Source organism: Cupriavidus sp. GW823-FHT07A04, from assembly GCF_058794615.1.
Window position 1 is genome coordinate 464,819 of the sequence record NZ_JBXAHA010000001.1, and the last position, 26,291, is coordinate 491,109.

General features: G+C 67.4%; 25 protein-coding genes and 1 tRNA gene. 11 read left to right on the forward strand and 15 right to left on the reverse strand.

The annotated features are described in order from the left end of the window. The first annotated feature begins 94 nt into the window (after nucleotides 1-94). Entirely contained in the window at nucleotides 95-811 is a 717-nt protein-coding gene (locus AC1Q7Q_RS02155) for a pyridoxamine 5'-phosphate oxidase family protein (RefSeq protein ID WP_492372654.1), read from the forward strand. A gap of 14 nt (nucleotides 812-825) precedes the next feature. Continuing rightward, entirely contained in the window at nucleotides 826-993 is a 168-nt protein-coding gene (locus tag AC1Q7Q_RS02160; protein ID WP_492372653.1) for a hypothetical protein, read from the forward strand. 39 nt (nucleotides 994-1,032) lie between these two features. Here the strand turns inward: AC1Q7Q_RS02160 and AC1Q7Q_RS02165 are convergent, their stop codons facing one another. Further along, nucleotides 1,033-1,854, reverse strand: coding sequence for an inositol monophosphatase family protein (locus AC1Q7Q_RS02165; protein ID WP_150983880.1), 822 nt, complete (start codon nucleotides 1,852-1,854; stop codon nucleotides 1,033-1,035). A gap of 137 nt (nucleotides 1,855-1,991) precedes the next feature. Here AC1Q7Q_RS02165 and AC1Q7Q_RS02170 point away from each other — a divergent pair, with 137 nt between their 5' ends. The 3 genes from AC1Q7Q_RS02170 to cysE all read left to right on the forward strand — a co-directional run bounded on the left by AC1Q7Q_RS02170 (nucleotide 1,992) and on the right by cysE (nucleotide 4,529). Next, nucleotides 1,992-2,993 (forward strand): RNA methyltransferase, encoded by a 1,002-nt coding sequence (locus AC1Q7Q_RS02170; RefSeq protein ID WP_492372652.1) that lies wholly within the window; start codon nucleotides 1,992-1,994, stop codon nucleotides 2,991-2,993. A 4-nt stretch (nucleotides 2,994-2,997) separates the two neighbouring features. Beyond that, nucleotides 2,998-3,573 carry a PrpF domain-containing protein gene (locus AC1Q7Q_RS02175; RefSeq protein WP_492372651.1) on the forward strand — a complete coding sequence of 192 codons (576 nt, stop codon included), beginning with the start codon at nucleotides 2,998-3,000 and terminating at the stop codon, nucleotides 3,571-3,573. Nucleotides 3,574-3,785: 212 nt separating this feature from the next. Continuing rightward, nucleotides 3,786-4,529: a serine O-acetyltransferase gene (gene cysE / locus AC1Q7Q_RS02180; RefSeq protein ID WP_006163142.1), complete on the forward strand. Its 744-nt coding sequence runs from the start codon at nucleotides 3,786-3,788 to the stop codon at nucleotides 4,527-4,529. Nucleotides 4,530-4,585: 56 nt separating this feature from the next. On the opposite strand, the gene AC1Q7Q_RS02185 is transcribed toward cysE, so the two are convergent. The 4 genes from AC1Q7Q_RS02185 to AC1Q7Q_RS02200 all read right to left on the reverse strand — a co-directional run bounded on the left by AC1Q7Q_RS02185 (nucleotide 4,586) and on the right by AC1Q7Q_RS02200 (nucleotide 7,341). Then, nucleotides 4,586-5,374, reverse strand: coding sequence for a UDP-2,3-diacylglucosamine diphosphatase (locus tag AC1Q7Q_RS02185; protein WP_492372650.1), 789 nt, complete (start codon nucleotides 5,372-5,374; stop codon nucleotides 4,586-4,588). Nucleotides 5,375-5,457: 83 nt separating this feature from the next. Then, entirely contained in the window at nucleotides 5,458-5,958 is a 501-nt protein-coding gene (locus AC1Q7Q_RS02190) for a peptidylprolyl isomerase (RefSeq protein WP_150983882.1), read from the reverse strand. Nucleotides 5,959-5,990: 32 nt separating this feature from the next. After that, nucleotides 5,991-6,572, reverse strand: a complete 582-nt coding sequence (locus AC1Q7Q_RS02195) for a peptidylprolyl isomerase (protein ID WP_492372649.1) — start codon at nucleotides 6,570-6,572, stop codon at nucleotides 5,991-5,993. Nucleotides 6,573-6,642: 70 nt separating this feature from the next. Then, nucleotides 6,643-7,341 (reverse strand): tetratricopeptide repeat protein, encoded by a 699-nt coding sequence (locus AC1Q7Q_RS02200; protein ID WP_492372648.1) that lies wholly within the window; start codon nucleotides 7,339-7,341, stop codon nucleotides 6,643-6,645. A gap of 251 nt (nucleotides 7,342-7,592) precedes the next feature. On the opposite strand from AC1Q7Q_RS02200, the gene cysS reads away from it, so the two are divergent. The 6 genes from cysS to AC1Q7Q_RS02230 all read left to right on the forward strand — a co-directional run bounded on the left by cysS (nucleotide 7,593) and on the right by AC1Q7Q_RS02230 (nucleotide 14,067). Beyond that, nucleotides 7,593-8,981 carry a cysteine--tRNA ligase gene (gene cysS, locus AC1Q7Q_RS02205; protein WP_492372647.1) on the forward strand — a complete coding sequence of 463 codons (1,389 nt, stop codon included), beginning with the start codon at nucleotides 7,593-7,595 and terminating at the stop codon, nucleotides 8,979-8,981. Further along, nucleotides 8,966-9,913, forward strand: coding sequence for a DNA-3-methyladenine glycosylase family protein (locus AC1Q7Q_RS02210; RefSeq protein WP_492372646.1), 948 nt, complete (start codon nucleotides 8,966-8,968; stop codon nucleotides 9,911-9,913). Before cysS ends, AC1Q7Q_RS02210 begins: the two co-directional genes overlap by 16 nt. 114 nt (nucleotides 9,914-10,027) lie before the next feature. After that, the gene (locus AC1Q7Q_RS02215; protein WP_253932783.1) at nucleotides 10,028-10,999 is read left to right on the forward strand and encodes an acetyl-CoA carboxylase carboxyltransferase subunit alpha; all 972 of its coding nucleotides are present in this window, start codon (nucleotides 10,028-10,030) and stop codon (nucleotides 10,997-10,999) included. Beyond that, nucleotides 10,965-12,431, forward strand: coding sequence for a tRNA lysidine(34) synthetase TilS (tilS, locus tag AC1Q7Q_RS02220; RefSeq protein ID WP_492372645.1), 1,467 nt, complete (start codon nucleotides 10,965-10,967; stop codon nucleotides 12,429-12,431). Before AC1Q7Q_RS02215 ends, tilS begins: the two co-directional genes overlap by 35 nt. Nucleotides 12,432-12,572: 141 nt before the next feature. After that, nucleotides 12,573-13,823: an aspartate kinase gene (locus AC1Q7Q_RS02225; protein WP_174422792.1), complete on the forward strand. Its 1,251-nt coding sequence runs from the start codon at nucleotides 12,573-12,575 to the stop codon at nucleotides 13,821-13,823. 150 nt (nucleotides 13,824-13,973) lie between these two features. Next, a tRNA-Ser gene (locus AC1Q7Q_RS02230) sits at nucleotides 13,974-14,067 on the forward strand. A gap of 328 nt (nucleotides 14,068-14,395) precedes the next feature. On the opposite strand, the gene AC1Q7Q_RS02235 is transcribed toward AC1Q7Q_RS02230, so the two are convergent. The 10 genes from AC1Q7Q_RS02235 to AC1Q7Q_RS02280 form a co-directional block, all read right to left on the reverse strand. Then, entirely contained in the window at nucleotides 14,396-15,559 is a 1,164-nt protein-coding gene (locus AC1Q7Q_RS02235) for an FAD binding domain-containing protein (protein ID WP_492372644.1), read from the reverse strand. Between the two features lie 59 nt (nucleotides 15,560-15,618). Beyond that, nucleotides 15,619-17,883 (reverse strand): xanthine dehydrogenase family protein molybdopterin-binding subunit, encoded by a 2,265-nt coding sequence (locus tag AC1Q7Q_RS02240; protein WP_492372643.1) that lies wholly within the window; start codon nucleotides 17,881-17,883, stop codon nucleotides 15,619-15,621. Next, the gene (locus AC1Q7Q_RS02245) at nucleotides 17,880-18,389 is read right to left on the reverse strand and encodes a (2Fe-2S)-binding protein (protein ID WP_492372642.1); all 510 of its coding nucleotides are present in this window, start codon (nucleotides 18,387-18,389) and stop codon (nucleotides 17,880-17,882) included. The genes AC1Q7Q_RS02240 and AC1Q7Q_RS02245 overlap by 4 nt, the downstream gene beginning before the upstream one ends. Beyond that, nucleotides 18,386-19,666 (reverse strand): c-type cytochrome, encoded by a 1,281-nt coding sequence (locus AC1Q7Q_RS02250; protein ID WP_492372641.1) that lies wholly within the window; start codon nucleotides 19,664-19,666, stop codon nucleotides 18,386-18,388. Before AC1Q7Q_RS02250 ends, AC1Q7Q_RS02245 begins: the two co-directional genes overlap by 4 nt. 268 nt (nucleotides 19,667-19,934) lie before the next feature. Continuing rightward, on the reverse strand, nucleotides 19,935-21,047 hold the full coding sequence (locus AC1Q7Q_RS02255) for an alkene reductase (protein ID WP_492372640.1): 1,113 nt from the start codon (nucleotides 21,045-21,047) through the stop codon (nucleotides 19,935-19,937). A 196-nt stretch (nucleotides 21,048-21,243) separates the two neighbouring features. Continuing rightward, nucleotides 21,244-22,167: a LysR family transcriptional regulator gene (locus tag AC1Q7Q_RS02260; RefSeq protein WP_492372639.1), complete on the reverse strand. Its 924-nt coding sequence runs from the start codon at nucleotides 22,165-22,167 to the stop codon at nucleotides 21,244-21,246. 45 nt (nucleotides 22,168-22,212) lie between these two features. Further along, nucleotides 22,213-22,896 (reverse strand): TetR/AcrR family transcriptional regulator, encoded by a 684-nt coding sequence (locus AC1Q7Q_RS02265; RefSeq protein ID WP_492372638.1) that lies wholly within the window; start codon nucleotides 22,894-22,896, stop codon nucleotides 22,213-22,215. Between the two features lie 121 nt (nucleotides 22,897-23,017). Continuing rightward, entirely contained in the window at nucleotides 23,018-24,658 is a 1,641-nt protein-coding gene (gene actP / locus AC1Q7Q_RS02270; protein ID WP_492372637.1) for a cation/acetate symporter ActP, read from the reverse strand. Beyond that, entirely contained in the window at nucleotides 24,655-25,017 is a 363-nt protein-coding gene (locus AC1Q7Q_RS02275) for a DUF485 domain-containing protein (RefSeq protein ID WP_492372636.1), read from the reverse strand. Before AC1Q7Q_RS02275 ends, actP begins: the two co-directional genes overlap by 4 nt. A 49-nt stretch (nucleotides 25,018-25,066) precedes the next feature. Further along, nucleotides 25,067-26,290 carry an FAD binding domain-containing protein gene (locus AC1Q7Q_RS02280; RefSeq protein ID WP_492372635.1) on the reverse strand — a complete coding sequence of 408 codons (1,224 nt, stop codon included), beginning with the start codon at nucleotides 26,288-26,290 and terminating at the stop codon, nucleotides 25,067-25,069. Nucleotide 26,291 lies beyond the last annotated feature (1 nt).

The window sequence follows — 26,291 nt, forward strand, 5'->3', positions numbered from 1 at the left end:
TAGTCATGGTGCCACGAAATCCCTATCTTGGCGGCATCGCCGTAACGCAACGAGATTGCCGCCGGCACCCACAACCCCAGGACAAGGAGCCACCATGAGCCAGAAACCCATGCCGCCGAGCGAACGTACCCGCGTGCGGCGCGTCGCCGATCGCGGCCACTATGATCGCGCGACACTGCATGCGATCCTCGACGATGCCTACCTGTGCCACCTGGCCTTCACCGACGATCACGGCACCCACTGCATTCCCACCGCGTGCTGGCGTGAGGGCGAGCACCTCTACATCCATGGCTCCAATGGCAGCCGCATGCTGAAGCTGGCCGCGGCAGGCAGCCAGGTCTGCGTAACCGTGACGCACCTCGACGGCCTGGTGATGGCGCGCTCCGCATTTCATCATTCGATGAACTACCGCTCGGCGGTGATCTACGGCAGTTTTGAAGTGGTGGCTGGCGCAGCGAAGGCGGCGGCGATGGATGCCTTCCTGGAGCGCATTGCGGTGGGGCGTTCGGGCGAAGCAAGGCCAGGAGATGCCAATGAGCTGGCGGCGACCACGGTGTTGCGCATCGGGCTGGAGGAAGCCGCCACCAAGATCCGCAGCGGCGGGCCCAAGGATGACGAGGCCGATATGGCGCTGCCGGTATGGGCGGGCGTGCTGCCGCTGCGCCTCCAGGGGCAGCGGCCGGTGCCGGATGGCATGCAGCCCAGCGTGCCGGACTATGTGCGAAGCTGGGGGCAGGGTGTTTGTACCGAGGCGATTGCAGGGGCGGCCGGCGAGACGATGCCGGGCAGGGCGGTCGCGGTGGATGCTTGAGGCGGCAGCGCGCCATGGCCATCCCAGCAGCGCTTTCACGTCGTGACGCCATCGCGCTGCTGGCCCTGGTGCCGGGTGAACCGCCTGTGCGGCCGCTGCCGGGCGCGATGGCGATGATCGTGGGCGGCGTGGCGCTCGGCATATGGCATCCTGCCGGGGCGCCGCCGCGTCCGTCACGCTGAGCGCGGCCAGGCGGCCGCGCTGCGTCGTTGCCGGGGTCCTTAGCGGGCCGGCTTGGCGTTGTCCACCGAGAACGGCGACAGCAGGCGCACCATCTGCGCGAACGCCTTGGGGTTGCCGGCCAGCACTTCGCCTTGTTCGAGCTGGCGCGCTTCGCCGGCGTAGTTGCCCACCAGGCCACCGGCCTCGGTCACCAGCAGCATGCCGGCGGCCATGTCCCACGGGTGCAGGCCTTGCTCGAAGAAACCATCGGTGCGGCCGCAGGCCACGTAGGCCAGATCGAGCGCCGCGGCACCCGGGCGGCGCAGGCCGGCGCAGCTTTGCGTCATCAGCGCGAACAGTTCCATGTACTGGTCCAGGCCTTCCATGTCGCGGTAGGGGAAGCCGGTGCCGATCAGGCAGTCGGCCAGCTTGTCGCGGCGCGACACGCGGATGCGGCGGTTGTTCAGGAACGCGCCGGCGCCCTTGCTGGCTGTGAAGAGTTCGTCACGCGACGGGTCGTAGACGACGGCTTGTGCCGGCACGCCCTTGTGCAGCTGGGCGATCGAGACCGCGTACTGGGGAAAGCCGTGGATGAAGTTGGTGGTGCCGTCGAGCGGGTCGATGACCCAGACGTATTCGCTGGTGGGTTCTTCGCCCTCGGCCCAGGACTGGCCGGACTCTTCCGCTAGAATGGCGTGATCCGGATAGGCCGTGCGGATGATCTCGACGATCGCGGCCTCGGCGGCGCGGTCGACTTCGGTGACGAAATCGTTGTGCTGCTTGCGCGATACCTGAACCCGGTCGATGTCCATCGACGCGCGGTTGATGACGGAACCTGCCTTGCGGGCTGCCTTGACGGCAATATTTAGCATCGGATGCATGAATCTCTCCAGGCCGGCCAAAGGTGCGCGGCCTGGCGCAAAAGGCCGGCGCGCTGCCCTTTGGGGCGGCTGACAACACAACGGATTGTAGAAGAACGGGCGCGTCGCTACCGCATAAAACGGGCGGCGCACCGAAGATGAAGCCTGAATTGTATATGAACCCGCAGAACCAGACGAGCGCCGACGCCAACGGCGCCCCCGCCGCAGCCCCCGCCACCCAGGCCGGCCAGGACCTTGATCCGCCATCTGGCGCGCCTTGCCAGGCAGTTTCCACTATCGCTCCGGAGGCTGCAGCCGATGCGGCCCTGATGGCCCCCGCCGCGTTTGCCGCAGTGCGTTTCGTGCTGGTCGAGACCAGCCATCCCGGCAATGTCGGCGCCGTCGCGCGGGCCATGAAGACCATGGGCTTCGGCACCGTGCCGGGCAGCCTGGTGCTGGTTTCGCCACGTGAGCCGGCGGTGCGCGAGCATCCGGATGCCATCGCCATGGCCAGCGGCGCCGACGACGTACTGGCAGGCTCGGTGATCGTCGACAACATCGAGGCCGCGCTGGCCGGTACCGCCTACGCAGTGGCGCTCACCGCGCGCCAGCGCGAGTTCGGGCCGCCTCGTTTGCTGCCGCGCGACGCGGTGGCGCAGGCCGGCGCCCGCATTGCCGCCCTGCAAGCCACCCTGCAAGGCGCGCAAGCCGCCGGCGCCCACATTGCCTTCGTGTTCGGCAATGAGCGCTTCGGCCTGCCCAACGAGGTGGTCGACCGCTGCTCGGCAGTCACCCACATTCCCGCCAATCCCGCCTACACCTCGCTCAATCTTGCCCAGGCCGTGCAACTGGTGGCCTACGAGATGCGCCTGGCACTGCTGGAGGTGAGGGCGACGCCGCTCGCCGAGATCGGCTATGCTGGCGAACCGGCCACGGCCGAGCAGATCGAGGCCATGTTCGGCCACCTGCAGTCTGGGCTGGAAGCCATCGGCTTCCTTGATCCGGCCAGCCCGAAGAAGCTGATGCCACGCTTGCGCCGGCTGCTCGCGCGCAGCGGGCTGGAGCGCGAGGAGGTCAATATCCTGCGGGGCATTGCCAAGCACATGCTGGCAGCCACGCAAGGCCAAGGCGCACGGGCGCCAACCAAACAGGAGAAGTGAGCAGGTGGAGATTCCGGCCTACTACATGCGTGGCGGCACCAGCAAAGGGGTCTTCTTCCTGGCTGACGACTTGCCCACCGATCCGGGTGACCGCGATGCCGTGCTGCTGCGCGTGATCGGCTCGCCCGATCCGCATGGCCGGCAGAGCGATGGCATGGGTGGCGCCACCGCCAGCACCAGCCATGTCGTGCTGGTGGGCCCCTCGCAGCGTCCCGATTGCGATGTGGACTGCCTGTTCGGCGCGGTGGCCATCGGCGAGCCGCGGATCGACTGGGCCGGCAATGGCGGCGAGCTGCTGGCGGCGGCAGCGCCGTTCGCGATCTGGCGCGGTTTCGTGCCGGCGCGCGATAGCATCACCACGGTGCGCATCTGGCTGCTGAACGTGAGCCAGGCCGTCGTTGCCCGCGTGCCTTGCCGCAATGGCCATCCGCTCGAGGATGGCGATTTTGCCGAGGACGGCTTGCCGTTCGCGGCGGCCAGGATCGTGCTTGACTACCTCGCGCCGGCCAGTGGGTCGTTGCCCCCCACCAGCGCGCGCCGCCTGATGACCGGCCTGGTGCACGTGCCCGAGCGATGTTGATGGCAGGCGCTGCCCGTCCCGCCGATCCGGCATGTCCAACATGTTCCGCGGGGCGGCCGGCGTCATTGCAGCCAATGTCCATGGCGGCAGCAGGGCAGCAAATCTCTTACACTCCCTGATCCCGTTTTCACCGGCCAATGACCATGCCGGCGATCGCGCCAGCCCTGGCCCAGGGCGCGCGGCGCACGGCGTGGCAACACGACACGACCAAGATGTTCACTCGCCTGAAGGAAGATATCGACGCCATCATGCGGCGCGACCCCGCCGCACGCAGCCGTCTGGAGGTACTGACCTGCTATCCCGGCTTTCACGCCGTGGTGTTCCATCGCTTCGCGCACGCCTGCTGGAATGCGGGGTTTCACTGGCTGGGCCGCTGGATCTCGCACTGGGCTCGCTTTTTCACCGGTATCGAGATCCACCCTGGCGCCAAGGTGGGGCGGCGCGTGTTCATTGACCACGGCATGGGCGTGGTGGTGGGCGAGACCGCCGAGATCGGCGACGACTGCACCATCTACCAGGGCGTGACCCTGGGCGGGACCTCGCTCTACAAGGGGGTGAAGCGTCACCCCACGCTAGGTGCGAACGTGGTGGTGAGCGCCGGGGCCAAGGTGCTCGGCGGCTACACCATCGGCGACGGCGCGCGCATCGGCTCCAACGCCGTGGTGCTCAAGCCGGTGCCGCCGGGCGCCACCGCGGTCGGCATCCCGGCGCGCATCATCCTGCCGGACGCACCCAGCGGGCAGCAGGGCGCCAAGCAGGAGTTCTCGGCCTATGGCATCACGCCGAACGCGGACGACCCGGTCTCGCTGGCGCTCAAGAGCCTGATCGACAACGCGGCGCAGCAGCACGAGCGGCTGGAGACCGTGATGGCCGCGCTGGATCGGCTCGGCGAGCATCTCGAGAACACGCCGAACGACCGCTTCGATGCGAGCGAGCTGCGCAAGCTGATGAAGTAGTTTGATGCAGAAGGTCGATGAAGCGTAGAGGGGGATTCGGCGTCAGCTTATTTGCGTCAGCTTACTTGCGGCAGCACGTTGAATCCGCCCGCGTCGAGTTGCAGCACGGCGGCGCGCGGCCGCTTGCCGTCGAGGTCCCAGTCGGTCAGCACCCAGCGCACGCCTTCCGGGCTTTCGTGCCGGGCGGGGCGGTGCGTATGGCCATGCACCAGGGCCGGCGCCTGGCTGGCGCGCAATAGCGCGGCCACGGCTTGCGGCGTGGTGTCGCCGTAGTCTGGCGGTGCGTCGCGGCGGGCCTGCGTGCGGCCCGCTTCGCTATCGGCGCGCAGGCGGCGCGCCACGCGCAGCCGCAGCGCCAACGGCAGCGACAGGAATACCCGCTGTACCCAGCGCTTGCGGGTCCAGTGGCGAAACCGCATATAGCGCTCATCGTCGGTGCACAGCATGTCACCGTGGCTGAGCACCACGCGCTGGCCGGCGCAGTCGATCACGGTGGGGTCGGGCAGCAAGGTGGCGCCCGCGGCGCGCGCAAAGCGCTGCCCCAGCAGGAAGTCGCGGTTGCCGTGCATCAGGTAGACCTGGACGCCGCGTCCGGCAAGCTGGCGCAACCTGGCGGCCACCTGCGCCGCGAAGGGGCTGTCGGTTTCTTCGTCGCCAACCCAGAATTCGAAAAAATCACCCAGGATGAACAGGGCGCGCGCCTCTTGCGCCGCGCGTTCGAGCACGTGCTCGAAGGCGGCCAGCGTGCGCGGCATGCCGGGGGTGAGATGCAGGTCGGAAATGAACCACGCCGGCGCTGGCACCGCGAGGGCACCGGCGGCCGGCGTGGATGGGGTCACAGTCATGCGGTTGGAAAGAGATGCTGGCCTGACTTCATGGTGCGACCCCGCGGGGCTCGGTGGAACGTGTCCCGGTGATGGCCCGTGGCTTATTCGACCACTACGGCCTTTTCGATGACCACGTCCTCGAGCGGCACGTCCTGGTGGAAGCCAGCGCTGCCGGTACGCACGCCCTTGATCTTCTCGACCACGTCGGTGCCGTCGGTCACCTTGCCGAACACGGCGTAGCCGAAGCCTTGCGGGGTCGGCGAGGTGAAGTTCAGGAAGTCATTGTCGACCGCGTTGATGAAGAACTGCGCGGTGGCCGAGTGCGGTGCGTTGGTACGCGCCATGGCAACCGTGTAGCGATCGTTCTTCAGGCCGTTGCCGGCTTCGTTCTCGATCGGGGCATCGGTGCCCTTTTGCTTCATGCCGGGTTCGAAGCCGCCGCCCTGGATCATGAAATTCTTGATCACGCGGTGAAAAATGGTGTTGTCGTAGTGACCCTTGCGCACATACGACAGGAAGTTCTCAACCGACTTCGGTGCCTTTTCGGCGTCGAGTTCGATGGTGATGACACCCTGGTTGGTGTGGAGCTCTACCTTGGACATTTGCGTTCCTTTGTTCGGTGTTTGTTCGGCGGTTATTTGACGACAGTAGCCGACTCGATCACGATCGGCGTGGCCGGCACATTACGCATCGGGCCATACGAGGTGGTGGGCGCGTTCTTCATCTTGTCGACGGTATCCATGCCTTCCACCACCTTGCCGAACACGGCATAGCCGTTACCGTCCGGCGACGGATAGTCGAGACTGGAATTATCCACCACATTGATGAAGAACTGGGCGGTGGCGGAGTTCGGATCGCTGGTGCGCGCCATGGCCACCGTGCCGGCCTTGTTCTTCAGCCCGTTCTGGGCTTCCAGCGGGATCGCCGCGCGCGTGGGCTTTTGCTTCATGTCGCGGTCGAAGCCGCCGCCTTGCACCATGAAGCCATTGATCACGCGGTGGAAGATGGTACCGCTATAGAAGCCGCTCTTCACGTACTCCATGAAGTTCGCGACAGTCTTGGGCGCGGCGTCCGGATAGACCTCGAGCGTGAACTTGCCGGCGCTGGTGACGAACTGCACCCGTTCGGTTTTCGTCTGCTGTGCCTGTGCGGCCAGCGGCGAGAGCGCCATCGCGGCGGCGATGCCGGCAAGGACTAGGCGACGCGAAAAGATCATGCTTGACTCCGTGGATCGGGGAAACGATAGGGCCGGGCAGGGTAGCGGTCCGGCCCGTTGGGCAAGGTAATTAAGGCTTGGGCGCCGTGGCTGGCTCGCTGGCGGCCGTGCCTGGCTTTCGGGTGCCGTCGGCCGGCGGCTGGATGGCCGCGACAGGCTGCAGTTGCTTCAGGCCGGCAGCGGCGCCCGCATCCTTGGGATTGCGCCGCAGCGCGTTGCGGTAGGCATTCTCGGCCAGGCGGCGGTAGACGTCGCCAAGGTTGGCATAGCCCACGGCGAAATCAGGTTTGACATCGATCGCGATCAGCAATTCCGCTTCGGCGCGCTTCAAGTCCCCGCGCTTGGCGTACAGCAGCGCCAGGTTGTTGTGCGGCTCGGGCAACTCAGGGAAGTCCTGGGCCATGGATTGCAACGCCGCGATGGCCTCGTCCTCGCGCCCGGCCTGGGCCAGGGCCCATGCCCGCTCGAAGCGGGCCTGGGCATTGCGCGGGTTGGTGGCCAGCACGCGGTCGAAGCGGTCGATGGCCTCGCCATATTTCTTCTGCGCTGCCGCCTTCTCGGCGTCCGCCATGCCAGGGTCGGCCGAGCGCACGCCGCCTGGCGTCGTGGCCGGCACCGCGAGCGATAGCGGACCGTTCTGCGCTCGCGCAGGCCCCGCTATGGCAAGCAGGCCTGCCAGGATCGCCGCCAGGGCGAATGAGGCGGCCGCAATGCGTTGGCGCGCGGGCTGGGATGACACGGTTGCTATGGTGGGCAGGAACAGGCTCATGTATGGGCGGTCCGTTATACTCCGCGGCATTCTAGCAAAGCGCGGCCATGCCGGCCCGGGTATCGGCGCGCCGGCCTGCGCTGGCCCGGCCCGAGCCGGCTTGTCCGTGGTGCGGTGCAAGGCGGGCGACGACCTGCCGCGCTCGGGCGCTTCCGGTAAGATATGGGTCGCGCCAGGCTTTGCGTTGGCGCCAAGTTGCCGGTCTCGCGAATGGCGCGACAATGGCGCCAATCCCTCATTCACCTCGTTTCATGCATCCTCTGAATATCTACAACACGCTCGCGCGTGAAAAGCAGCCTTTCGTGCCAATCGAACCCGGCCGTGTACGCATGTATGTCTGCGGCATGACGGTGTACGACTATTGCCACGTCGGCCATGCGCGCGTGATGGTGGTATTCGACATGGTGCAGCGCTGGCTGCGCACCGCCGGCTACGACGTGACGTATGTACAGAACATCACCGACATCGATGACAAGATCATTCGCCGCGCCGCGGAGAATGGCGAGACCATCGGCGCGCTGACTGACCGCTTCATCCGCTACATGCACGAAGACGCCGACGCACTCGGCATCCAGCGCCCGGACCATGAGCCGCGCGCCACCGACTACGTGCCGCAGATGCTCGACATCATCAGCAAGCTCGAAGCCCGCGGCCTGGCCTACCACGCCAGCGATGGCGACGTGAACTACGCCGTGCGCAAGTTTCCCAACTACGGCCGCCTGTCGGGCAAGTCGCTGGAGGACCTGCGCGCCGGCGAGCGCGTGGCCACCAACGAAGCCAAGCACGATCCGCTCGACTTCGTCCTGTGGAAGTCCGCCAAGGAAAGCGAGCCCGCCGAAAGCAAGTGGGATTCCAAGTGGGGCTCGGGCCGCCCGGGCTGGCATATCGAGTGCTCGGCGATGAGCTGCGCCTTGCTGGGCGAGCATTTCGACATCCACGGCGGCGGCGCCGACCTGCAGTTCCCGCACCACGAGAACGAGATCGCACAGTCCGAGGGCGCCAGCGGCAAGACGTTCGTCAACCTGTGGATGCACAACGGCTTCGTGCGCATCAACGACGAGAAGATGTCGAAGTCGCTCGGCAACTTCTTCACCATCCGCGATGTGCTCAAGGAGTACGACGCCGAGGTGGTGCGCTTCTTCATCCTGCGCGCGCACTACCGCAGCCCGCTGCACTACAGCAATGTCCACCTGGAAGACGCCCGTCACTCGCTGACGCGCCTGTACACGGCGCTCAAGGACGTGCAGCCCGATGTCCTGCCGCTGGACTGGGAAGAGGCGCATGCGCGGCGCTTTATCGACGCAATGGGCGATGACTTCAATACGCCGATCGCCATGGCCGTGCTGTTCGACCTGGCCGGTGAAGTCAATCGCACCGGCTCCAGCGCGATGGCGCGCCAGCTCAAGGGCCTGGCCGCCACGCTGGGCCTGCTCGGGCGCGACGCCCATGCGTTCCTGCAAGGCGGCAAGCCGGCCGATGGCCTGGAGCCGGAGCAGATCGAGGGGCTGATCGCGGCGCGCAAGCAGGCCAAGGCCGAGCGCAATTTTGCCGAAGCCGACCGCATCCGTGCCGAGCTGCTGGCGGGCGGCGTGGTTCTCGAGGACAAGCCCGGCGGTGCTACCGAGTGGAGGCGCGCTTGAACGCTGCCGTGCGCAAGACGGCGACGCCCGCGGCGCCGTCCAAGACTGCTGCGACCACCAAGGCCAAGCCCGCGGCCAAGCCGCCGGCGCCCGCGAAGCTGCCTGCAAAGCCGCCAAAGCCGCAGAAGGCAAGCCCGGCGGCGAACGTCGCCAAGCCTGTGAAAGCGGCTATCAAGGCTGCCGGCAAGTCATCTGGCCCGGTGCTCAAGGCGGACGGCAAGCCCGCCCTCAAGATCGGCGCGCGCGCGGCCAAGGCGCCCGTGCTGCCGGAAGCCGAGGCGCTGCCCCTGCCGGTCGAAACGGTGGTGGATGCCGTGCGTCCGGCTTATTGGGACGAGGCCTGCGCCGACCTGATGAAGCGCGACCGCATCCTGCGCAAGATGATCCCCACCTACGGCCCCGCGCACCTGATCTCGCGCGGCGACCCGTTCATCACGCTGGCTCGCTCCGTGGTGGGCCAGCAGATCTCGGTGAAGGCCGCGCAGACAGTGTGGGAGCGGCTGGTGGCGGTTTGTCCCAAGCTCACGCCGGCGCAGATGCTCAAGGCGGGGCACGACAACCTGGCCGCCTGCGGCCTGTCGCGCCGCAAGGCGGAATACATCGTCGACCTTGCCGAGCATTTCAAGGCAGGGCGCGTGCATGTGAATAGCTGGACCGAGATGGATGACGAAGCCGTCATCGCGGAGCTGACGCAGATCCGCGGCATTGGCCGCTGGACCGCCGAAATGTTCCTGATGTTCAACCTGATGCGGCCCAATGTGCTGCCGCTCGATGACGTCGGCCTGATCAACGCCATCTCGGCAAATTATTTCAGTGGAGAGCCCGTCACGCGCAGCGAGGCGCGCGAGGTGGCGGCCAACTGGGAGCCCTGGCGCACCGTCGCCACCTGGTACATGTGGCGCAGTCTTGATCCCCTGCCTGTGACGTATTAGGCTGGAAGGCAGCAAAATTTGCATGGAAGTGCGCGAGACTGCATCCGCAGACTTGCGGTTTAGTGGGCGAATTCCGGTAGAATGCGCTCCTTCACAGACAGGTACGCGAGTCTCATGAAAACCACCTTCCTAGATTTTGAGCAGCCGATTGCCGAACTCGAGGCAAAGATCGAAGAACTGCGATTTGTGCAGGACGATTCGGCTGTCGATATCTCCGAAGAGATTTCGCGGCTGGCCGGCAAGAGCCAGCAGCTTACCAAGGACATCTACGCCAACCTGACCCCATGGCAGGTGGCACAGATCGCCCGGCATCCGCAACGTCCGTACACGCTGGACTATGTGCGGGAGATCTTCACCGACTTCCACGAACTGCACGGCGACCGCAGCTTTGCCGACGATCTGTCGATCGTGGGCGGCCTGGCCCGCTTCAACGGGCAGGCGTGCATGGTGATCGGTCACCAGAAGGGACGCGACACCAAAGAGCGCGCGATGCGCAACTTTGGCATGCCCAAGCCCGAGGGCTACCGCAAGGCCAAGCGCCTGATGGAGTTGGCCGACAAGTTCGGCCTGCCGATCTTCACCTTCGTTGACACGCCGGGTGCATTCCCCGGCATCGACGCGGAAGAGCGCGGCCAGTCCGAAGCCATCGGTCACAATCTCTACGTGATGGCCGGCCTCAAGGTGCCGCTGATCGCCACCATCATCGGCGAAGGCGGCTCCGGCGGCGCGCTGGCGATTGCCGTGGGTGATGTGGTGCAGATGCTGCAATTTGCCACCTACGCCGTGATCTCGCCGGAAGGCTGCGCTTCCATCCTGTGGAAGACCGCCGAGAAGGCGCCGGAAGCTGCCGAAGCCCTCGGCCTGACCGCGCACCGCCTCAAGGCGCTCAGCCTGATCGACAAGATCGTCAGCGAGCCGCTGGGCGGCGCGCACCGCGACGTCAAGGGCATGGCCGCCATGCTCAAGCGTTCGCTGGCGGATTCGCTGCGCCAGTTCCAGGGCATGAGCGTGAAGGAGCTGCAAGCGCGTCGCAACGAGCGTCTGCTGGCCTATGGCAAGTTCAAGGAAACCGGCGCACCGGGCTGACCCGTCCGCCGGCTTGACCGACAAGGTCGCACAGGCGCTTCAGGCCGGTGCGGCCTTTGTTGTTTCTGGCGACGGCGCACGGGCGGGCACGGTGGCGGTGGCACTCTCCGGCGGACGCGATTCGGTCGCGCTGCTGCACGCGCTGCGTGCAGCGGTGGTGGCGTCGTCGCTGCCGCTGCGCGTGGTGGCGCTGCATGTGCATCATGGCCTGCAGGCCGAGGCGGACCAGTGGGACGTGTTCTGCGCGGCGCTGTGCGCCGACTGGCAACTGCCGTTCTACAGCCAGCGTGTCTCGGTCAGCCAGGGGCAGGGCGAAGGGCTGGAGGCGGCAGCGCGCCGCGCGCGCTACGCTGCGCTCGAAGCCATGTGTGACGAGGCCGGGGCGGAGTTGCTGCTGTTTGCCCATCACCTGGACGACCAGGTCGAGACGGTGCTGCTGCGCCTGTTCCGTGGCGCCGGGCTGGCCGGGCTTGGCGGCATGCCGCGCCTGCGCCGGCTCGGGGCAAGGCAGCAGATCGTCTTGCTGCGCCCGTGGCTCGAGGTCGGCCGCGACGACATCGATGCGTACTGCGCCGTGAATGCGCTCCCCTGGATCGACGACCCTTCCAATGACGATTCCCGATTCGCCCGCAACGCGCTGAGGCAGCATATGCCCGCGCTGGCCGCGGCGTTTCCCGCGTTGCGCGCCAATGTGGCGCAAGCCGCCGCACACCTGGCGCAGGCCAGCGAATTGCTCGACGCGCTGGCTACGCAATGGATGGCGGGGCTGGTGCGCACGCCGCGCGATGCCAGCACGCTGGCTGAACTCGATCTTGCCGGGCTGCGCGCGCTACCACCGGCCGAGGCCGATGCCGTGCTGCGCCTGTGGCTGCGCGAGCTTGGCACGCAGGCCCCGTCCACCGCGCGGCTGTCCGCCATGCGCGCGCAACTGATCGAGCATGAAGGCGGCGAGCCAGCCATCCAGCACGAGACCCTGATGTTGCACCGCTTCCGGGGCCGTGTGCTGGCCCGCCGCGCGGGGCCAGCCATCGAGTCTGAAGACCTGGCGCTGCACTGGCAGGGCGAGGCAGGCCTGGCCGTGCCTGCGTGGCAGGGTGAGCTGCGCTTTACGCGCGACGATACCTTCGGCCTGCCGGAAGCAGCGCTGCGCCGGCCCCTGCGCCTCGCCGCGCGCCAAGGCGGCGAGCGCATCGTGCTGCGTCCGGGCGGGCCCGCGCGCGCGCTCAAGCAGGCTTACCAGGAGGCTGGCGTGCCGATGGCGCGGCGCGCGCGGCTGCCGCTGTTGTGGTCGGGCGATCAGCTCGTGTTCGCGGCTGGCCTGGGCATGCACCGGCGCTGGCCGGATGCACCGGCCGCGCCGCGCTGGCGTGTCGAATGGGTCGAGTGGGTCGAGCCGGTTGCATCGCCCGGACAGGGCGCAGCCATCGGATAAGCCTCGGCAGGCTGCTTTCCGCCCGCAATATTCCTCGCGCGCCACTTGCCGTGGCCGTCGTCCGAGCCGCCCACACCTTGCCTTGGGGCTCCCCTTCGTGTATTTTCAAGGGTTTGCACAATCGCTGGTGTCGACAAACAGATGGCTCTCATCGTTCACAAATACGGTGGCACTTCGATGGGTTCTCCGGAACGCATCAAGAATGTCGCCAAGCGCGTTGCCAAATGGCATCGTGCAGGTCACCGCGTAGTCGTGGTGCCTTCGGCCATGTCAGGCGAGACCAATCGCTTGCTTGGCCTCGCCAAGGAAATTTCGGCGCAGCCGAGCCCGCGCGAGCTGGATATGCTGGCCGCCACCGGCGAGCAAGCCAGTTCCGCGTTGCTCGCGATTGCGCTGCAAAGCGAGGGCGTCGACGCGATCAGCTACACCGGCTGGCAAGTGCCGGTGAAGACCGACTCGTCCCATACCAAGGCCCGCATCGAGTCCATCGATGACGAGCGCATCCTGGCCGATCTCGACGCCGGGCGCGTGGTGGTGGTCACGGGCTTCCAGGGCATCGACGACAACGGCAACATCACCACGCTTGGCCGCGGTGGTTCCGATACCTCGGCCGTGGCGATCGCCGCCGCCATCGAGGCTGAGGAATGCCTGATCTACACCGACGTGGACGGGGTCTACACCACCGATCCGCGCGTGGTCGAAGACGCTCGCCGCCTGGACCAGATCACCTTCGAGGAAATGCTGGAAATGGCCAGCCTGGGCTCCAAGGTGCTGCAGATCCGTTCGGTGGAATTCGCCGGCAAGTACCGCGTGAAGACCCGCGTGCTGTCGTCGCTCACCGATCCCCTGATGCCCCTCGAGCAAGAAATGCACTCGGGCACGCTGATCACTTTTGAGGAAAATTCTGAAATGGAAGCAGCCGTCATCTCCGGCATCGCCTTTGCCCGTGACGAGGCGAAGATCACCGTCCTGGGCGTGCCCGACAAGCCCGGCATCGCATACCAGATCCTGGGCCCGGTAGCCGACGCCAACATCGACGTCGACATGATCATCCAGAACCAGTCCGTCGACGGCAAGACCGACTTCACCTTCACCGTGCCGCGCGGCGAATACCAGCGCGCGCTTGCCATCCTCAACGATGGCGTGAAGGCACATATCGGCGCCGCCAGCGTATCGGGCGACCCGAAGGTGTCGAAGGTCTCGGTAGTCGGCGTGGGCATGCGCTCGCACGTCGGCATCGCCAGCAAGATGTTCCGCACGCTGTCCGAAGAAGGCATCAACATCCAGATGATCTCCACCTCGGAAATCAAGATCTCGGTGCTGATCGACGAGAAGTACATGGAGCTCGCCGTGCGCGCGCTGCATAAGGTGTTCGAGCTGGATCAGGCGTGATCCATGCAAGGCAGGCCGCGCGCGGCCTGCGCTTCTAACGGGCTGTGCAAGTTTTTTCAATTAGTCATCGAATCACCGTTGACCAATTGAAATCTGACCGATAGAATACGCGCTTCGTTGTGTGGCCTCCCTCACACAACGGCAGATTTGGGAGACGTGGCCGAGAGGTCGAAGGCACTCCCCTGCTAAGGGAGCATCCGGGCCAAAACCTGGATCGAGGGTTCGAATCCCTCCGTCTCCGCCACTACATCGTAATGGCGGCGGAACCCCGGAAGATTGCGGTCTTCCGGGGTTTTGTTTTTTGTGCTCCCCGTTTCACTGCTCCCCGTTTCACTGCTCCCCCTTTCACTGCTGCTCCCGCGTGTGTACCTGACACAGACTGACCGGGAGCGAGCATGTACCTCACCCTCCGAGACGGCATCTACTACCTGCGCAAGCGCGCGCCGATGGACCGCATGGCGTCTATGGCAAGCGAGAGATCTTGCGCAGCCTTAGCGTCAAGGAGCGGGCCATCTACCGTGCATGAATCGATCGCACTGGTCCCGGCACGCTGAGCCGCGCTGCCGTGCCGGTCAGTCAGGCTGCATCACGCCCATGATGCGCCGGCCGAGCGAGATGCCCCACTGGGCCAGGCGTTTGTCATCGGCCCACTGGCTTCGATCCCACACCACGAGTGCGTCGTCGATACGCTCCCCGCCGGCCTGCAGTGCGCGCGCCAGGGCCACGGCATTGGCTGCCGCCTTGCCCGCGCCCGCGCCGGTATGTGGGCGCGCCACGAAGGCGGCATCGCCTAGCAGCACCGCGCGGCCAAAGCGCATGCGCGGTGCTGCGTAATCCTGGATCAGCTGCAGGAAGGGATCGGGGGTCGATGCGACCAGTGCCGCGAACACGGGCGCGAGGCTGTCCGCCGCAGCAAGCCGCAGCGCCTGGGCATCGGCATCCTTGACCGCGCCCGGGGGCAGCGAATGCGTGTGCTGGTGGCCATGGCGGTCCAGCAGCACGGCCGCCAGCGGTTCTCCCGCGGGCAGCGCGCGGTACCAGACCCAGTTCAGGCGCCGTTCGTTGCGCCGGGCCGATCCGTCCTCGCCGGGGATGAGGTAGGTCAGCATCTGGTGTCCCGGCTCGTCCTGGAAGGCGAAGGCATCGACCAGCAGCGACCTGGCCTGCTCGCCCAGCGCTGCCTCGGGCAGCACGCCGCGCCAGGCGACATAGCCGGCATAGGCGGGCGCATCGCCGGGCAGCAGTTGCTGCCGCACCGTCGACAGCGGTCCGTCGGCGCCGACCAGCAGATCCGCGTGCTCAGTGCGGCCCGAGGCAAAGCGGGCCGTCACATGATCGGCCTCGCGGTCCAGCGTGACCAGTTCCTCGCCCGCATGGATCATGCGCGGATCAAGCGCGCCTTTCATCAGCGCATAGAGTCCGTTCCAGGCGATTTGCGTCTGCGGCATGTCGATGCGGCGAACCACACCCTTGCGGTCCAGGAAGATGCGGTCCTTCGACGGCACGCCGAACTCTGGCGGGTGCGCGACTCCGGCGAAGGCCAGCGCGTCGAGCACGCCGGGCTGCAGCACGAGCCCGCCGCCGCGGCTGTCGAGCTGCTGCGGCGAGCGCTCGAAGACATCGACATCCCAGCCGATGGCGCGCAGGCAGATGGCGGTAAAGAGCCCGCCGAGCGAGCCGCCGATCACGATGGCGCGGTAAGGTCTGGACGTGGGCATGGTGGGCATGATGGTCATGGCGTTGAGGTTCAGGGGCCGGGCGCCGGTCAGCGCCCGGGGTCATGGCACGCAGCGCGCTACGGCGCGATTTCCCTGCGCAGCCGCTCGCCGCCCAGCGGCATGTCGCGCAGGCGCTTGCCGGTGGCATCGAACAGGGCGTTGCCGATGGCGCCCGCGGTGGGTCCCATCGCGGCTTCGGCCACGCCGAGGAACGGCGCGCCGGGGCGGTCGATCAGGTGCACGTTGACGGTGGTGGGCACGGCGGAGAAGCGCATGATCGGATAGGCACTCCAATCGAAGCTGCCGATGCCGCCGGTGTCAAAGCGCAGCTGCTCGTAAAGCGTCCAGCTCGCGGCCTGCAGGACGCCGCCCTCGATCTGGTTGCGCACGCCATCCGGATTGACGATCTGCCCGCAATCGACGGCCACCTCCGCATGCTCCAGGCGCACCAGTCCCGTGTCGCGCACCACCGAGATCTCCAGCGCGATCGCCATATAGCCCATCAGGTTCTTGTACCTGGCGAACGCGAAGCCGACGCCGTGGCCGGGCTTGCGGCCGCGCCGGGGCCAGCCGAACCTGGCGGCGGCAAGCTGGATCACGTCACGCGCGCGCGGGTCTTCCAGATGCCGCAGCCGGAACGCCACGGGGTCGGTGCTGGCCGCGGCGGCCAGTTCGTCCATGAAGCTCTCGATCGAGAAGACGTTCATGTGCGCGCCCAGCGAGCGCATCGCCGAGGTGCGCAGCGGCATGGTCGGCGAGAAGTGGTTGACGATGTGCGAGGCCGGGAGCTTGTAGAGCGGAATCGCGTTGCGGTCGCCGCCGCCTTCGGGCTGCAGCATCGGGACCGAGGGCGCGGGGACGAAGGGCCTGGCCAGCTGGGTGGCGGGCAGCAGCCGGCCCGCGTTGACCACGCGCTCGTTATGCGAGCTGCTCCACAGCGCGTAGTCCCAGTCGACGATATGGCCACCGGCGTCGAGCGAGGCCTGGACCTCGGTGACCATGGCCGGCGTGAAGTGGTCCCACAGGTTCTCCTGGTCACGCATCCATTGCACGCGCACCGGCTTTCCCGGCAGGGCGCGGGCCAGATAGGCGGCATGCGCGGCGGCGTCGTCGGCGCCGTTGTGCCCGTAGCATCCCGAGCCTTCCACGTGGATGCAGCGCAGCTTGTCCTTGGGCATCGACAGCATCTCGGCCAGGCCGTCGCGCAGCGGGTAGACGCCCTGGGAGTGGGTCCATACGGTCAGTACGCCGTCCTGCATCTGCGCGACGGCGCACGAGGGGCCAATCGATCCGTGCATCAGGTAGTGCTTGGAATAGCTGGCGGCCAGCGTCCTGGTGCCTGCCGGCACAGCGCTCCGCGTGTTGGCGATCTCGATGTGCTGCGTGGCGAGCTGCTTGAGCTGCGCGATCACGTCGGCGGGGCGGGGCAGCGCGCGCCCCTTGCTCCAGCGGCAGGCGGCGCCGAGCGCGCGCTGAGCCAGTACCGCCTGCCATTCTCCCGTGGCCACCACGCCGAGCAGGTTGCCGTCGCGCACGACGGCGATCACGCCGGGCATGGACTTGACCGCGGTCTCGTCGACCGACAACAGGGCAGCGTCATAGGCAGGCGGCAGCACCACGCGCGCATGCACCATGCCCGGCATGGCCAGGTCCTGGACATAGCTCGGCTTGCCGGTGACCTTGCCGGGAATGTCCAGCCGAGGCATCGGCGTGCCGATCACGGAGAACGACTTGGGGTCGCGCAGCGGCGAGGCGGGCGTTGCCGCGCGGTGCAGGTTCACCGTAGGCAGCAGTTCGCCGAACGACAGTGAGCGCCCGTCGGGGGCCGTGATGCGCGCATTGCCGACCGACAGCGACGCCGCATTGACACGCAGCTGCCGCGCGGCGGCGTCGGTCAGCAGCCCGCGCACCTGGGCCGCCGCGTTGAGCAGGGCGCTGCCGCTGTCGGCCATGGTGTGGCTGCCGGCGGTCAGCCCTTCGTCCGGCGAACGGCCGGTATCGGCGCTCAGGAAGGTGATCAGCGCGGGCGCCATCTGCAGTTCTTCCGCTGCCACCTGCAGCAGCGCGGTGCGCACACCAGTGCCCAGCTCGACCTTGCCGGTGTACACCGTGACCTGGTTGTCGGGGGCGATCCTGATCCAGGCGTCGAGATAGGGGTTGGTCTTCAGGCTGCCCGCCAGCGCCTGGTATTGCCGCGCGATCTGCACGGCCGCGCCCTCGTCGGCCAGCACGGTCTGCGCCATGGCCTCGCGTCCCGGCAGCAGCGTGAAGCCCACCACCAGCGAACCCGAGACCAGGAAGGTGCGGCGACCCAGGTCGATGTGGTCGTCATGGCCGCTCATCGCGCCCCCTCATTGCTGCTCTCGGCCTTGACCCCGCCCGGGCGCATGGCGCCAGGCGTGCCGGCCACGGCGCGGATGGCCGCCAGGATGCGCATATGGGTGCCGCACCGGCACAGGTTGGGTTCCATGTGCGCGCGCAGCTCGGCCTCGGTGGGATGCGCGTTGACCTCCAGCAGGGCCTGCGCGCGCATGATCATGCCAGCGATGCAGTAGCCGCATTGCGCCGCTTGGTGGTCGATGAACGCCTTCTGCAAGGGCCCCGGCCTGTCGGCGGTGCCCAGGCTCTCGATGGTGCGCACCGGCCGGGCGCCGATCGATGCCACCGGCATCAGGCACGAAAACACCGCGCGGTCGCCGACGATGACGGTGCAGGCGCCGCACTGGCCCAGGCCGCAGCCGAACTTGGCGCCGTGTAGGTGCAGCTCGTCGCGCAGGGCATAGAGCAGCGGCGTGGACGGATCGATGTCCAGCGCGTGGCTGGCGCCGTTGACGGTGAGCTTGATCATCTCGATTCGTCCCCTTTCCTGAGGTTGGCGATGGTGTCCTGCACGCCGGTCCACGGCGGCTGCCGGGTGTAGGTGGCGCGCAGGTAGGCCGCCAGGTCGGCAAGTTGCTGGTCGTCGAAGGCTTGCGCGAACGCTGGCATGTAGTGCATCGCGTCCTCGCCGTTCCACGCCACGCCTTGCAGCATCATCTGGATGGCGTTGCGCGGCGTGCTCGCGTTGACCGCGGAACTGGTGGCGAGGCTGGGCCGGGCCCCCACGCTTTGCATTGGCGAGCCGGGACCATGGCAGGCGGCGCACGCTCCGGTGAAGAGCGCCGCGCCGCGCGCGATGGCGGACTGGTCGGTCACGGCCGCCGACACCGGCACCACGGCGGGCGCGGATGCTGGCTTGCGCAGCGACATCAGATAGCTCGCAATGGCATCGACGTCCGCCTCTGGCACGGTGGCCAGTTCGAGCGTGACTGGCAGCATCGGCCCGGCTGCCGCGCCATGCGCCGCGGAGATGCCGGTGCGCAGGTATGTGCTTAGCTGCGCCTTGGTCCAGGGCACGGGCCCGCCCGCCAGGCGATTCAGCGGTGGCGCTTCCCAGTTGTCCACCACGCCGCCAGCGAAGGCGCGGCCCGGTTTTTCCCCGCCGATCGCATTGAGCGGAGAGTGGCAGGCGGCGCAGTGGCCAAGTCCGTCCACCAGCAGGCGGCCGCGGTTCCAGGCTTCATCCTGCGCTGGATCGTGTTGTGCTTCACCGGGTCGAAGGAACAGCACGTTCCAGAAGGCGACCAGGGGCCGGAAGTTGAGCGGGAAGATCAGTGCATTGGCGGGCGGCCTGGCAGTTACGGGCTCGCGCCGCATCAGGTAGGCATAGGCCGCCTCGATCTCGCGGTCCGACATCCTGGTGAAGTGGATGTACGGAAACGCCGGATAGAGCTGGTGGCCGTCGCGCGCGATGCCGCGCCGCATGGCACGCATGAAGGCGTCCAACGACCAGTTGCCGATGCCGGTTTGCGCATCGGGCGTGATGTTGGTCGAGTAGATGGTGCCGAACGGCGTGACCAGCGGCAGGCCGCCGGCGAAGGGCTGGCCGCCCTTGGCCGTATGGCATACCGCGCAGTCGCCGAGCGCGACCACGCGGGCGCCCTCCAGTGTCAGCGCCCGCTCGAAGGAAGCCGGCGCGGGCGCGGCGATCGGCGCGATGGCCGGCTCCCACATGATGCCGGCGGCAGCCAGCAGGGCAACAGCCGCTGCCCCTGCCGCAGCGAGAAGGATGGGCCGGCGTTTCATGCCTGGCCTGCCGGGAGTCGATGCCGGTTCATTGCGGGAATCCTTGTGTCGATAGAGGCCCGCGGTGCGCATTCCATGCATCGGGACCTCTGGCAGCGGCGGGAAGGCGCGGCTCAACTCGCATGGTAGGAGCCGTGTCGACCGGCAACAATCAGACGAGTGGTCTGTGACGCCCAAACCAAAGTATGAGAGGGGGGGCTAGCGCGATGGCGCGGCGGGCGGTGCTCGACCCGGCCGAGCACGCCGATCGCCTGCCGGCTACCCGCATTCACGCCGCGGCCGGGTAATCGGTGTAGCCTCCGGCACCGCCGCCGAAGAATGACGTGGCATCTGGCGCGTTCAGGGGCAGGCCGCCGCGCAGCCGGGCGGGCAGATCGGGATTGGCGATGAACGGGCGGCCGAAGGCGATGATGTCGGCGCGGCCGCTGGCGAGCGCGTGTTCGGCGCTGTCGCGGCCGTAGCCGCCCGCCAGCATCAGCACGCCGCGGTAGGCCGCGCGCAGTTGCCGGATGATCGCGTCCCAGCGGGGATCGGCGTGCTCCTCCTTGACGGTGCCGACCATGGCCGGCTCCACCAGGTGCAGGTAGGCCAGGCCCCGGGTGTCGAGCTGGCGCACGATATAGCCGAAGGTCTCTTCAGGCGATGCATCTCCCATGCCCATGAAGCGCCCCATGGGCGTCAGCCGCACGGCAACGCGCGCGGGCCCCACCTCCGCCGCGATCGCGTCCACCACCTCCAGCAGCAGCCGTGCCCTGTTCTCGATGCTGCCACCGTAGGCGTCGTCGCGCTGGTTGCTGTTGGAGTTGATGAACTGGTCGAGCAGGTAGCCGTTGCCGGCGTGGATCTCCACGCCGTCCATGCCGGCAGCCATGGCGTTGCGCGCGGCGTGCCGGTAGTCGGACACGATATCGTGGATGCCGTCCAGGGTCAGCGCCTGTGGCACAGGCACGTCGCCCCAGGCGCCGTTGCCCTGCGCGTCGATAATGAAGGTCTTGCCGGGGACGGGCAGGGCGCTGGGCGCCACTGGCAGCGCGCCGCCGGGCTGGAATACCGGGTGCGAGACGCGGCCGACGTGCCACAGTTGCATGAAGATGATGCCGCCTTGCCCATGCACGGCGTCGCTGACCGCCTGCCATCCCTGGATTTGCGCCTCGCTATGGATGCCCGGTGTCCAGGCGTAGCCCTGCCCCTGCTGCGAGATCTGCGTGGCTTCGGTGACGATCAGCGCCGCGCCGGCACGCTGCCGGTAGTACTCGACATTCATGCCGGTGGGCACGTTGCCGGGCTGGCCGGCACGCGAGCGCGTCAGCGGCGCCATGGCAACGCGATGCGCCAGGGTATGGTTGCCGAGGCGAACGGGGGTGAAGAGATGGTGGGTCACGATGGTTCTCCGTCAGGTGCGATGGGTCGGTCGGCGGCAGCAGGCTTGCCTTTGCGCCGCGCTGGCTGTCTCGAAAAGAGATGACCTGAAGGTTAGGTGCTAACCCGTCGTCGGAGAATCGGGCCACCGCGCAACGTTGCGTTGCGCTGGCGGCAAGGGGAAAGGAGAAAGCGGCAAGGGAAAGCGGAAGGGCGCGTCAGGCGCCCGCTTCGTTCCGGCCGGTCGGCCCGGGAATCCGCGAGAGAAAGTCGAGGAAGGCGGCGATGCGCCGCGAGCCGCGCTGGTTGGGCAGGTAGAGCGCGGTGATGGCCGAACTGGCGCGGTTGGGGTTGACGGTCCAGTCTTCCAGGAGTGCGGTCAGCCGCCCGCTCTGGATATCGTCGTCGACCAGCCAGTCGGGCAGCAGCGCGATGCCGCCGTCGGCCAGCGCCAGTTCGCGTAGCACTTCGGCGTTGTTGCTCTTGAAGGTGCCCGGAACGGGCACCTGGACTTCCTCGGTGCCGCGCAGCAAGGTCCACATCTGCTGGCCCGCGCCGTACGTGAAGCGCAGGCACGCGTGCCCGGCGAGCTCCGCCGGCGCGGTGGGGATGCCGCGCTGCTGCAGATAGCCAGGACTTGCCACCACCCTGCGCCGGAACGTGCCGATCTGACGCGCCACCACTTCATCGAGCGACGCGGCGCTGCCCAGGCGGATGGATAGATCGATGCGTTCGCCAAGCAGGTCGACAATCTCGTCGGTCAGCGTGACTTCCAGTTCCAGCTTTGGATACTGCGCGATCAGGCTGCCGAGGAACGGCGCGATGCAGCGGCGCCCGAACGCCACCGGCAGCGACACGCGAAGCTGGCCCACCGGCGTATCGCCACGGTCGGCGATCAGCGCATCGGCTTCCGCCACCGCGTCGAGGATCTTGCGCGCCCGCTGGTAGTAGGCCGCGCCGGCCTCGGACACCGTTACCTGCCGTGTCGACCGGTTCAGCAGCACGGTGCCCAGCTCCTCCTCCAGGCTGTCCATCATACGGGTCACCGATGACGTGGCCAGGTTGACCCGCCGCGCGGCGGACGAGAACCCCTTGGCGTCGACGGTCTCGACGAACAGCTTCAATGCCAGCAGCTTGTCCATAGGTAAGGCTCCAGCGGTAATGGTGTCGTCTATCCCTGCGGGGGATCAGTTGCCGGGCTTGTCGGGCGCACGCAGGGAACGCATGACGGCAGGCGCGCCGTGGAGAAACATGTCTACCTTGCGGCGGATCACGGCGTTGATGTCCGCGGGCACCTTGAGGCCATAGACCCATTTGCGCACGCCGAGATAGAAGATGGCCGCGTGCAGGCCCCAGATCATCTCGACCTCGGCCTCCAGCTCGGCCGCATTGCGCGGCTCCGGGATGCCGTACGCGGCGCGCACTTCGGCCAGCACGGGCAGGAAGACCTTGCTGCGCAGCTTGTTGAGGTACTTGTTGTTGATGCCTTCGCGCGTGAGGCCGGCAAAGATGAAGACCCGGATCCATTCCTCGCGCAGGATCACGGACGCATAGTCGAGGTAGAACGCATACAGCCGTTCGGTCAGCGGCGTAGCGCGATCGGCGATCTGGCGTTCCCAGTCGGGCCGCCATTGGAACACTTCGCTGTAGACCCGGTCGATCAGCGCCTCCTTGCTGGAGAAGTAGCGGTACAGCAAGGGCTGGGTGACGCCAATCTGCTTGGCGAGATCGCGCGTGCTGCCGGAGAATCCGTTGCGCGTGAAGTGCTCGATGGCCTTCTGCACGATCTGCTGCTCCCGCTCTTCGGGGAGCAGCCGTTTTGCGGTCTTGGCCGGGGCAGGGGTCTGCGTCGGCGTTGTGTCTCGTTTCATTCGTTCACCTGTGACAGGCACGTCCCGTGCGGAGCGTTTGCGGCATTGTACCAATCGGGTGATAAATTGTGAGGCGCGGCCGGGCTGCCGGCAATGGGGCCGGCAGCGCAGGGCACCGGTACTACTGCGGCTTCACCAGCCCGAGCTCGCAATCGACCAGCTGGTTATCGAAGGCGCCGCGTTCGCGCGCACCGCGCGCGGACCGGTCGGTGACCGAGAACACGTAGATGCTGGCGAAGGCCACTAGCATGGAGAACAGCGCCGGATACTCGTAGGGGTAGATGGCGCTCGCATGGCCAAGCACCTGCACCCATACGGTCGGGCTCAGCACCGTCAGCACCACCGCGCTCAGCAAGCCGAGAGAGCCGCCCACCACAGCGCCCCGCGTGGTCAGTCCGCGCCAGTAGATCGACAGCAGCAGCACCGGGAAATTCGAGCTGGCGGCGATCGAAAAGGTCAGGCTGACGATAAAGGCAATGGTCTGCTTCTCGAACAGGATGCCAAGCAGGATGGACAGTACGCCCAGCACCAGCGTGGTCATCCGGGAGACGCGCATCTCTTCCTTGTCGGTGGCGTTGCCCTGGCGCAGAACCTTGGCATAGAGGTCGTGCGAGATGGCGGAGGAACCCGCCAGCGTCAGCCCCGCCACCACGGCCAGGATGGTCGAGAACGCTACCGCGCAGATGAAGCCAAGGAAGAGGTTACCGCCGACGGCATGGGCCAGGTGCACGGCCACCATGTTGACGCCGCCGATCACCGCGCCAGCGGGCGTGTGGTAGGCCGGATCGCTGGCCACCAGCGCGATGGTGCCAAAGCCGATGATGATGATCAGCGCGTAGCCGATGCCGACGATGCCGGTGGCGTACAGGATGCTCTTGCGTGCCGCCTTGACGTCGCCGACGGTGAAGAAGCGCATCAGGATATGCGGCAGGCCGGCGGTGCCGAAGATCAGTGCCAGGCCGAGCGATACCGCCGAGACGGGATCGGAGACCAGACCGCCCGGGCGCATGATGGCCGCATGCTTGCCGTGGGCCTCGATGGCCTGCCCGAACAGCGCATTCAGGCTGAAGCCGAAGCGGCTCATGACCATGAATGCCATGAAGGCGGCGCCGGCCAGCAGCAGCACTGCCTTGATGATCTGGATCCAGGTGGTGGCCAGCATGCCGCCGAAGAACACATAGACCACCATCAGCACGCCGACCAGCACCACCGCCGCCGTGTAGCTGAAGCCGAACAGCAGCTCCACCAGCTTGCCGGCCCCCACCATCTGCGACACCAGGTACAGCAGCACGATGACGATGGAACTGGACGCGGAGAACGCGCGGATGGGGCGCTGCTGCAGGCGGTATGAGACCACGTCCGCCAGCGTGAAGCGGCCCAGGTTGCGCAGTGGCTCGGCGATCAGGAACAGGATGATCGGCCAGCTGGCGAGAAAGCCGATGGAGTAGATCAGGCCGTCGTAGCCGCTGGTGAAGACCAGCGCGGAGATGCCCAGCAGGGAGGCCGCCGACATGTAGTCGCCGGCAATGGCCCAGCCGTTCTGCAGGGCGGTGATCTTGCCGCCGGCTGCATAGTGGTCGGCCACGCTGTGGTTGCTCCTGGCCGCCCAGCGCGTGACCACGAGCGTGGCGGCGACGAACATCAGGAACATGGCGATGGCGATGACGTTCATGCCCTGGCCCACCGAGCTCGACGCCGCAAAGGCTGGCAACGCGGTGAGCAACAGGGCAGCGCCGATGGCGCAGAGGTTGGCTTGCTTCATTTTGCTGCCCCTTGCTTGATTTCGCTGATCCGCTGGTCGTACACGGTGTTGGTGCGATGCACGTACACCGCAACCAGCAGGAAGGTCAGCGCGAACATGCCGAAGCCCACGGGAATGCCCACGCTCATGGGCTGGCCCAGGGTCAGCTGGCGGCCCAGCAGCGCGGGCCGGAAGGCGAGCGTGAGGATGTAGCCGAAGTACACCGCCAGCATGATGGCGGTCAGGGCCCACGCGAACCTGCGCCGCGCGCGCACCAGGGACTGGAATGCCGGATTGGCGAGCAGGGGATTCGGTGGGGGCGCAGCGGGCGCGGCGCTTTCGCGGGCGGCTGCGGCAAAGGTGGGGGCGGTGTGTTCCAAGGTTGTCTCCGTTGGGGGCGGTTGGTCTGGCGGGAGGGCGGCGGCGCGCTCAGAAGCGCGTCGATACCGCCGTCTCGCGCATCACGGCTTCCGGCGTGCGATAGCGCTCGGCCATCTGGCGGTCGGTCTCGTTCTTGAGCTGCGCCTGCATATAGGCGCCGAGGTGGCGCGCGTGCTGGACGATGGCCGCGCCCACCTGCACGCGCTCGTCGCTGTAGCTTTCCAGTGCGGCACTGACGCTGTCATGCGCTTGCAAGGCCTTGACCAGCGAGATGGCGTCGCCCGCGGCCTTGGTCACACCCATGCCGCAGTGCGGGCGCGCCACGAAGGCGGCGTCGCCGAGCAGCGCCACGCGGCCGAAGGCCATGCGCGGCACCTCAAGGTCGAAGATGGGCTGGAACAGCGGCTGCGCGGCCTTGGTCACGACCTCGCCGAACTGGGGCGCCAGGTTGGCCAGCGCGGCTTCCTCCATGCTGGCAAGCACGTCCGGGCGGATCAGCCCCGGCGGGATGCCGCCGGACCAGCGCTTGCCGCTGGCGTCGGTCAGCAGGTCGGGCAGGTCCACGTCTTCGCTGGTGGCGCGGTACCACACGAAGTTGTAGCGGCGCTCGCCAACCCGGGTGCTGTTGCCCTGGCCCGCCACCGGGTAGCCGAGGATCTGCTCGCGCGGCGGCAGGCAGAAGGCGAACTTCTCGAACAGCATGTCGCGCGTGGCTTCGCTCAGGCTCGTTTCGTCCACCAGGCCGCGCCAGGCGATGTAGCCTGCGTACTGGAGCCGGGACTCGGGCAACAGGCACTCGCGCTGCGCGGAGCGCAAGCCGTCCGCGGCGACGACAAGATCGGCGTGATGGATCGAGCCGTCGTCCAGCATCACCACGGCGCGGCCGGGCTCGCTGCGCACCGACACCACATTGGCGCCCGTGCGGTAGGTGCCCCCGGTGAAGGCGGAGCGCAGCACGTGGTACATCTTGCCCCATGCCGTCAGCGTTTGCGGCAGCTCACGCTGCGACAGCACGCTGCCGTCCTGGCCCAGCGTCAGCCGGGACTTCACCTGCACGCCGATGGAGTCGTCCACCTCGACCCCGGCGGCGGCCAGGGCCTCGAACAATTCCGGATGCGTGACGATGCCCGCGCCGCGCCCGGCAAGGGCTTCGGGAACGCGCTCGCATACCTCCACTTCCCACCCGGCGCGGGCGAGCAGGTTGGCCGCGAACAGTCCGCCCAGCGAGCCGCCCACGATGATGGCCTTCGGCCGTGTCGATAGGGTCGTCATG

Bases quoted from the DNA above. Each gene is read 5' to 3' on its own strand.
- AC1Q7Q_RS02155 (WP_492372654.1), top strand. From the start codon at position 95: ATGAGCCAGAAACCCATGCCGCCGAGCGAACGTACCCGCGTGCGGCGC.
- AC1Q7Q_RS02160 (WP_492372653.1), top strand. From the start codon at position 826: ATGGCCATCCCAGCAGCGCTTTCACGTCGTGACGCCATCGCGCTGCTG.
- AC1Q7Q_RS02165 (WP_150983880.1), bottom strand. From the start codon at position 1,854: ATGCATCCGATGCTAAATATTGCCGTCAAGGCAGCCCGCAAGGCAGGT.
- AC1Q7Q_RS02170 (WP_492372652.1), top strand. From the start codon at position 1,992: ATGAAGCCTGAATTGTATATGAACCCGCAGAACCAGACGAGCGCCGAC.
- cysE (WP_006163142.1), top strand. From the start codon at position 3,786: ATGTTCACTCGCCTGAAGGAAGATATCGACGCCATCATGCGGCGCGAC.
- AC1Q7Q_RS02185 (WP_492372650.1), bottom strand. From the start codon at position 5,374: ATGACTGTGACCCCATCCACGCCGGCCGCCGGTGCCCTCGCGGTGCCA.
- AC1Q7Q_RS02190 (WP_150983882.1), bottom strand. From the start codon at position 5,958: ATGTCCAAGGTAGAGCTCCACACCAACCAGGGTGTCATCACCATCGAA.
- AC1Q7Q_RS02195 (WP_492372649.1), bottom strand. From the start codon at position 6,572: ATGATCTTTTCGCGTCGCCTAGTCCTTGCCGGCATCGCCGCCGCGATG.
- AC1Q7Q_RS02200 (WP_492372648.1), bottom strand. From the start codon at position 7,341: ATGAGCCTGTTCCTGCCCACCATAGCAACCGTGTCATCCCAGCCCGCG.
- cysS (WP_492372647.1), top strand. From the start codon at position 7,593: ATGCATCCTCTGAATATCTACAACACGCTCGCGCGTGAAAAGCAGCCT.
- AC1Q7Q_RS02215 (WP_253932783.1), top strand. From the start codon at position 10,028: ATGAAAACCACCTTCCTAGATTTTGAGCAGCCGATTGCCGAACTCGAG.
- tilS (WP_492372645.1), top strand. From the start codon at position 10,965: ATGGCAAGTTCAAGGAAACCGGCGCACCGGGCTGACCCGTCCGCCGGC.
- AC1Q7Q_RS02225 (WP_174422792.1), top strand. From the start codon at position 12,573: ATGGCTCTCATCGTTCACAAATACGGTGGCACTTCGATGGGTTCTCCG.
- AC1Q7Q_RS02235 (WP_492372644.1), bottom strand. From the start codon at position 15,559: ATGACCATCATGCCCACCATGCCCACGTCCAGACCTTACCGCGCCATC.
- AC1Q7Q_RS02240 (WP_492372643.1), bottom strand. From the start codon at position 17,883: ATGAGCGGCCATGACGACCACATCGACCTGGGTCGCCGCACCTTCCTG.
- AC1Q7Q_RS02245 (WP_492372642.1), bottom strand. From the start codon at position 18,389: ATGATCAAGCTCACCGTCAACGGCGCCAGCCACGCGCTGGACATCGAT.
- AC1Q7Q_RS02250 (WP_492372641.1), bottom strand. From the start codon at position 19,666: ATGAAACGCCGGCCCATCCTTCTCGCTGCGGCAGGGGCAGCGGCTGTT.
- AC1Q7Q_RS02260 (WP_492372639.1), bottom strand. From the start codon at position 22,167: ATGGACAAGCTGCTGGCATTGAAGCTGTTCGTCGAGACCGTCGACGCC.
- AC1Q7Q_RS02265 (WP_492372638.1), bottom strand. From the start codon at position 22,896: ATGAAACGAGACACAACGCCGACGCAGACCCCTGCCCCGGCCAAGACC.
- actP (WP_492372637.1), bottom strand. From the start codon at position 24,658: ATGAAGCAAGCCAACCTCTGCGCCATCGGCGCTGCCCTGTTGCTCACC.
- AC1Q7Q_RS02280 (WP_492372635.1), bottom strand. From the start codon at position 26,290: ATGACGACCCTATCGACACGGCCGAAGGCCATCATCGTGGGCGGCTCG.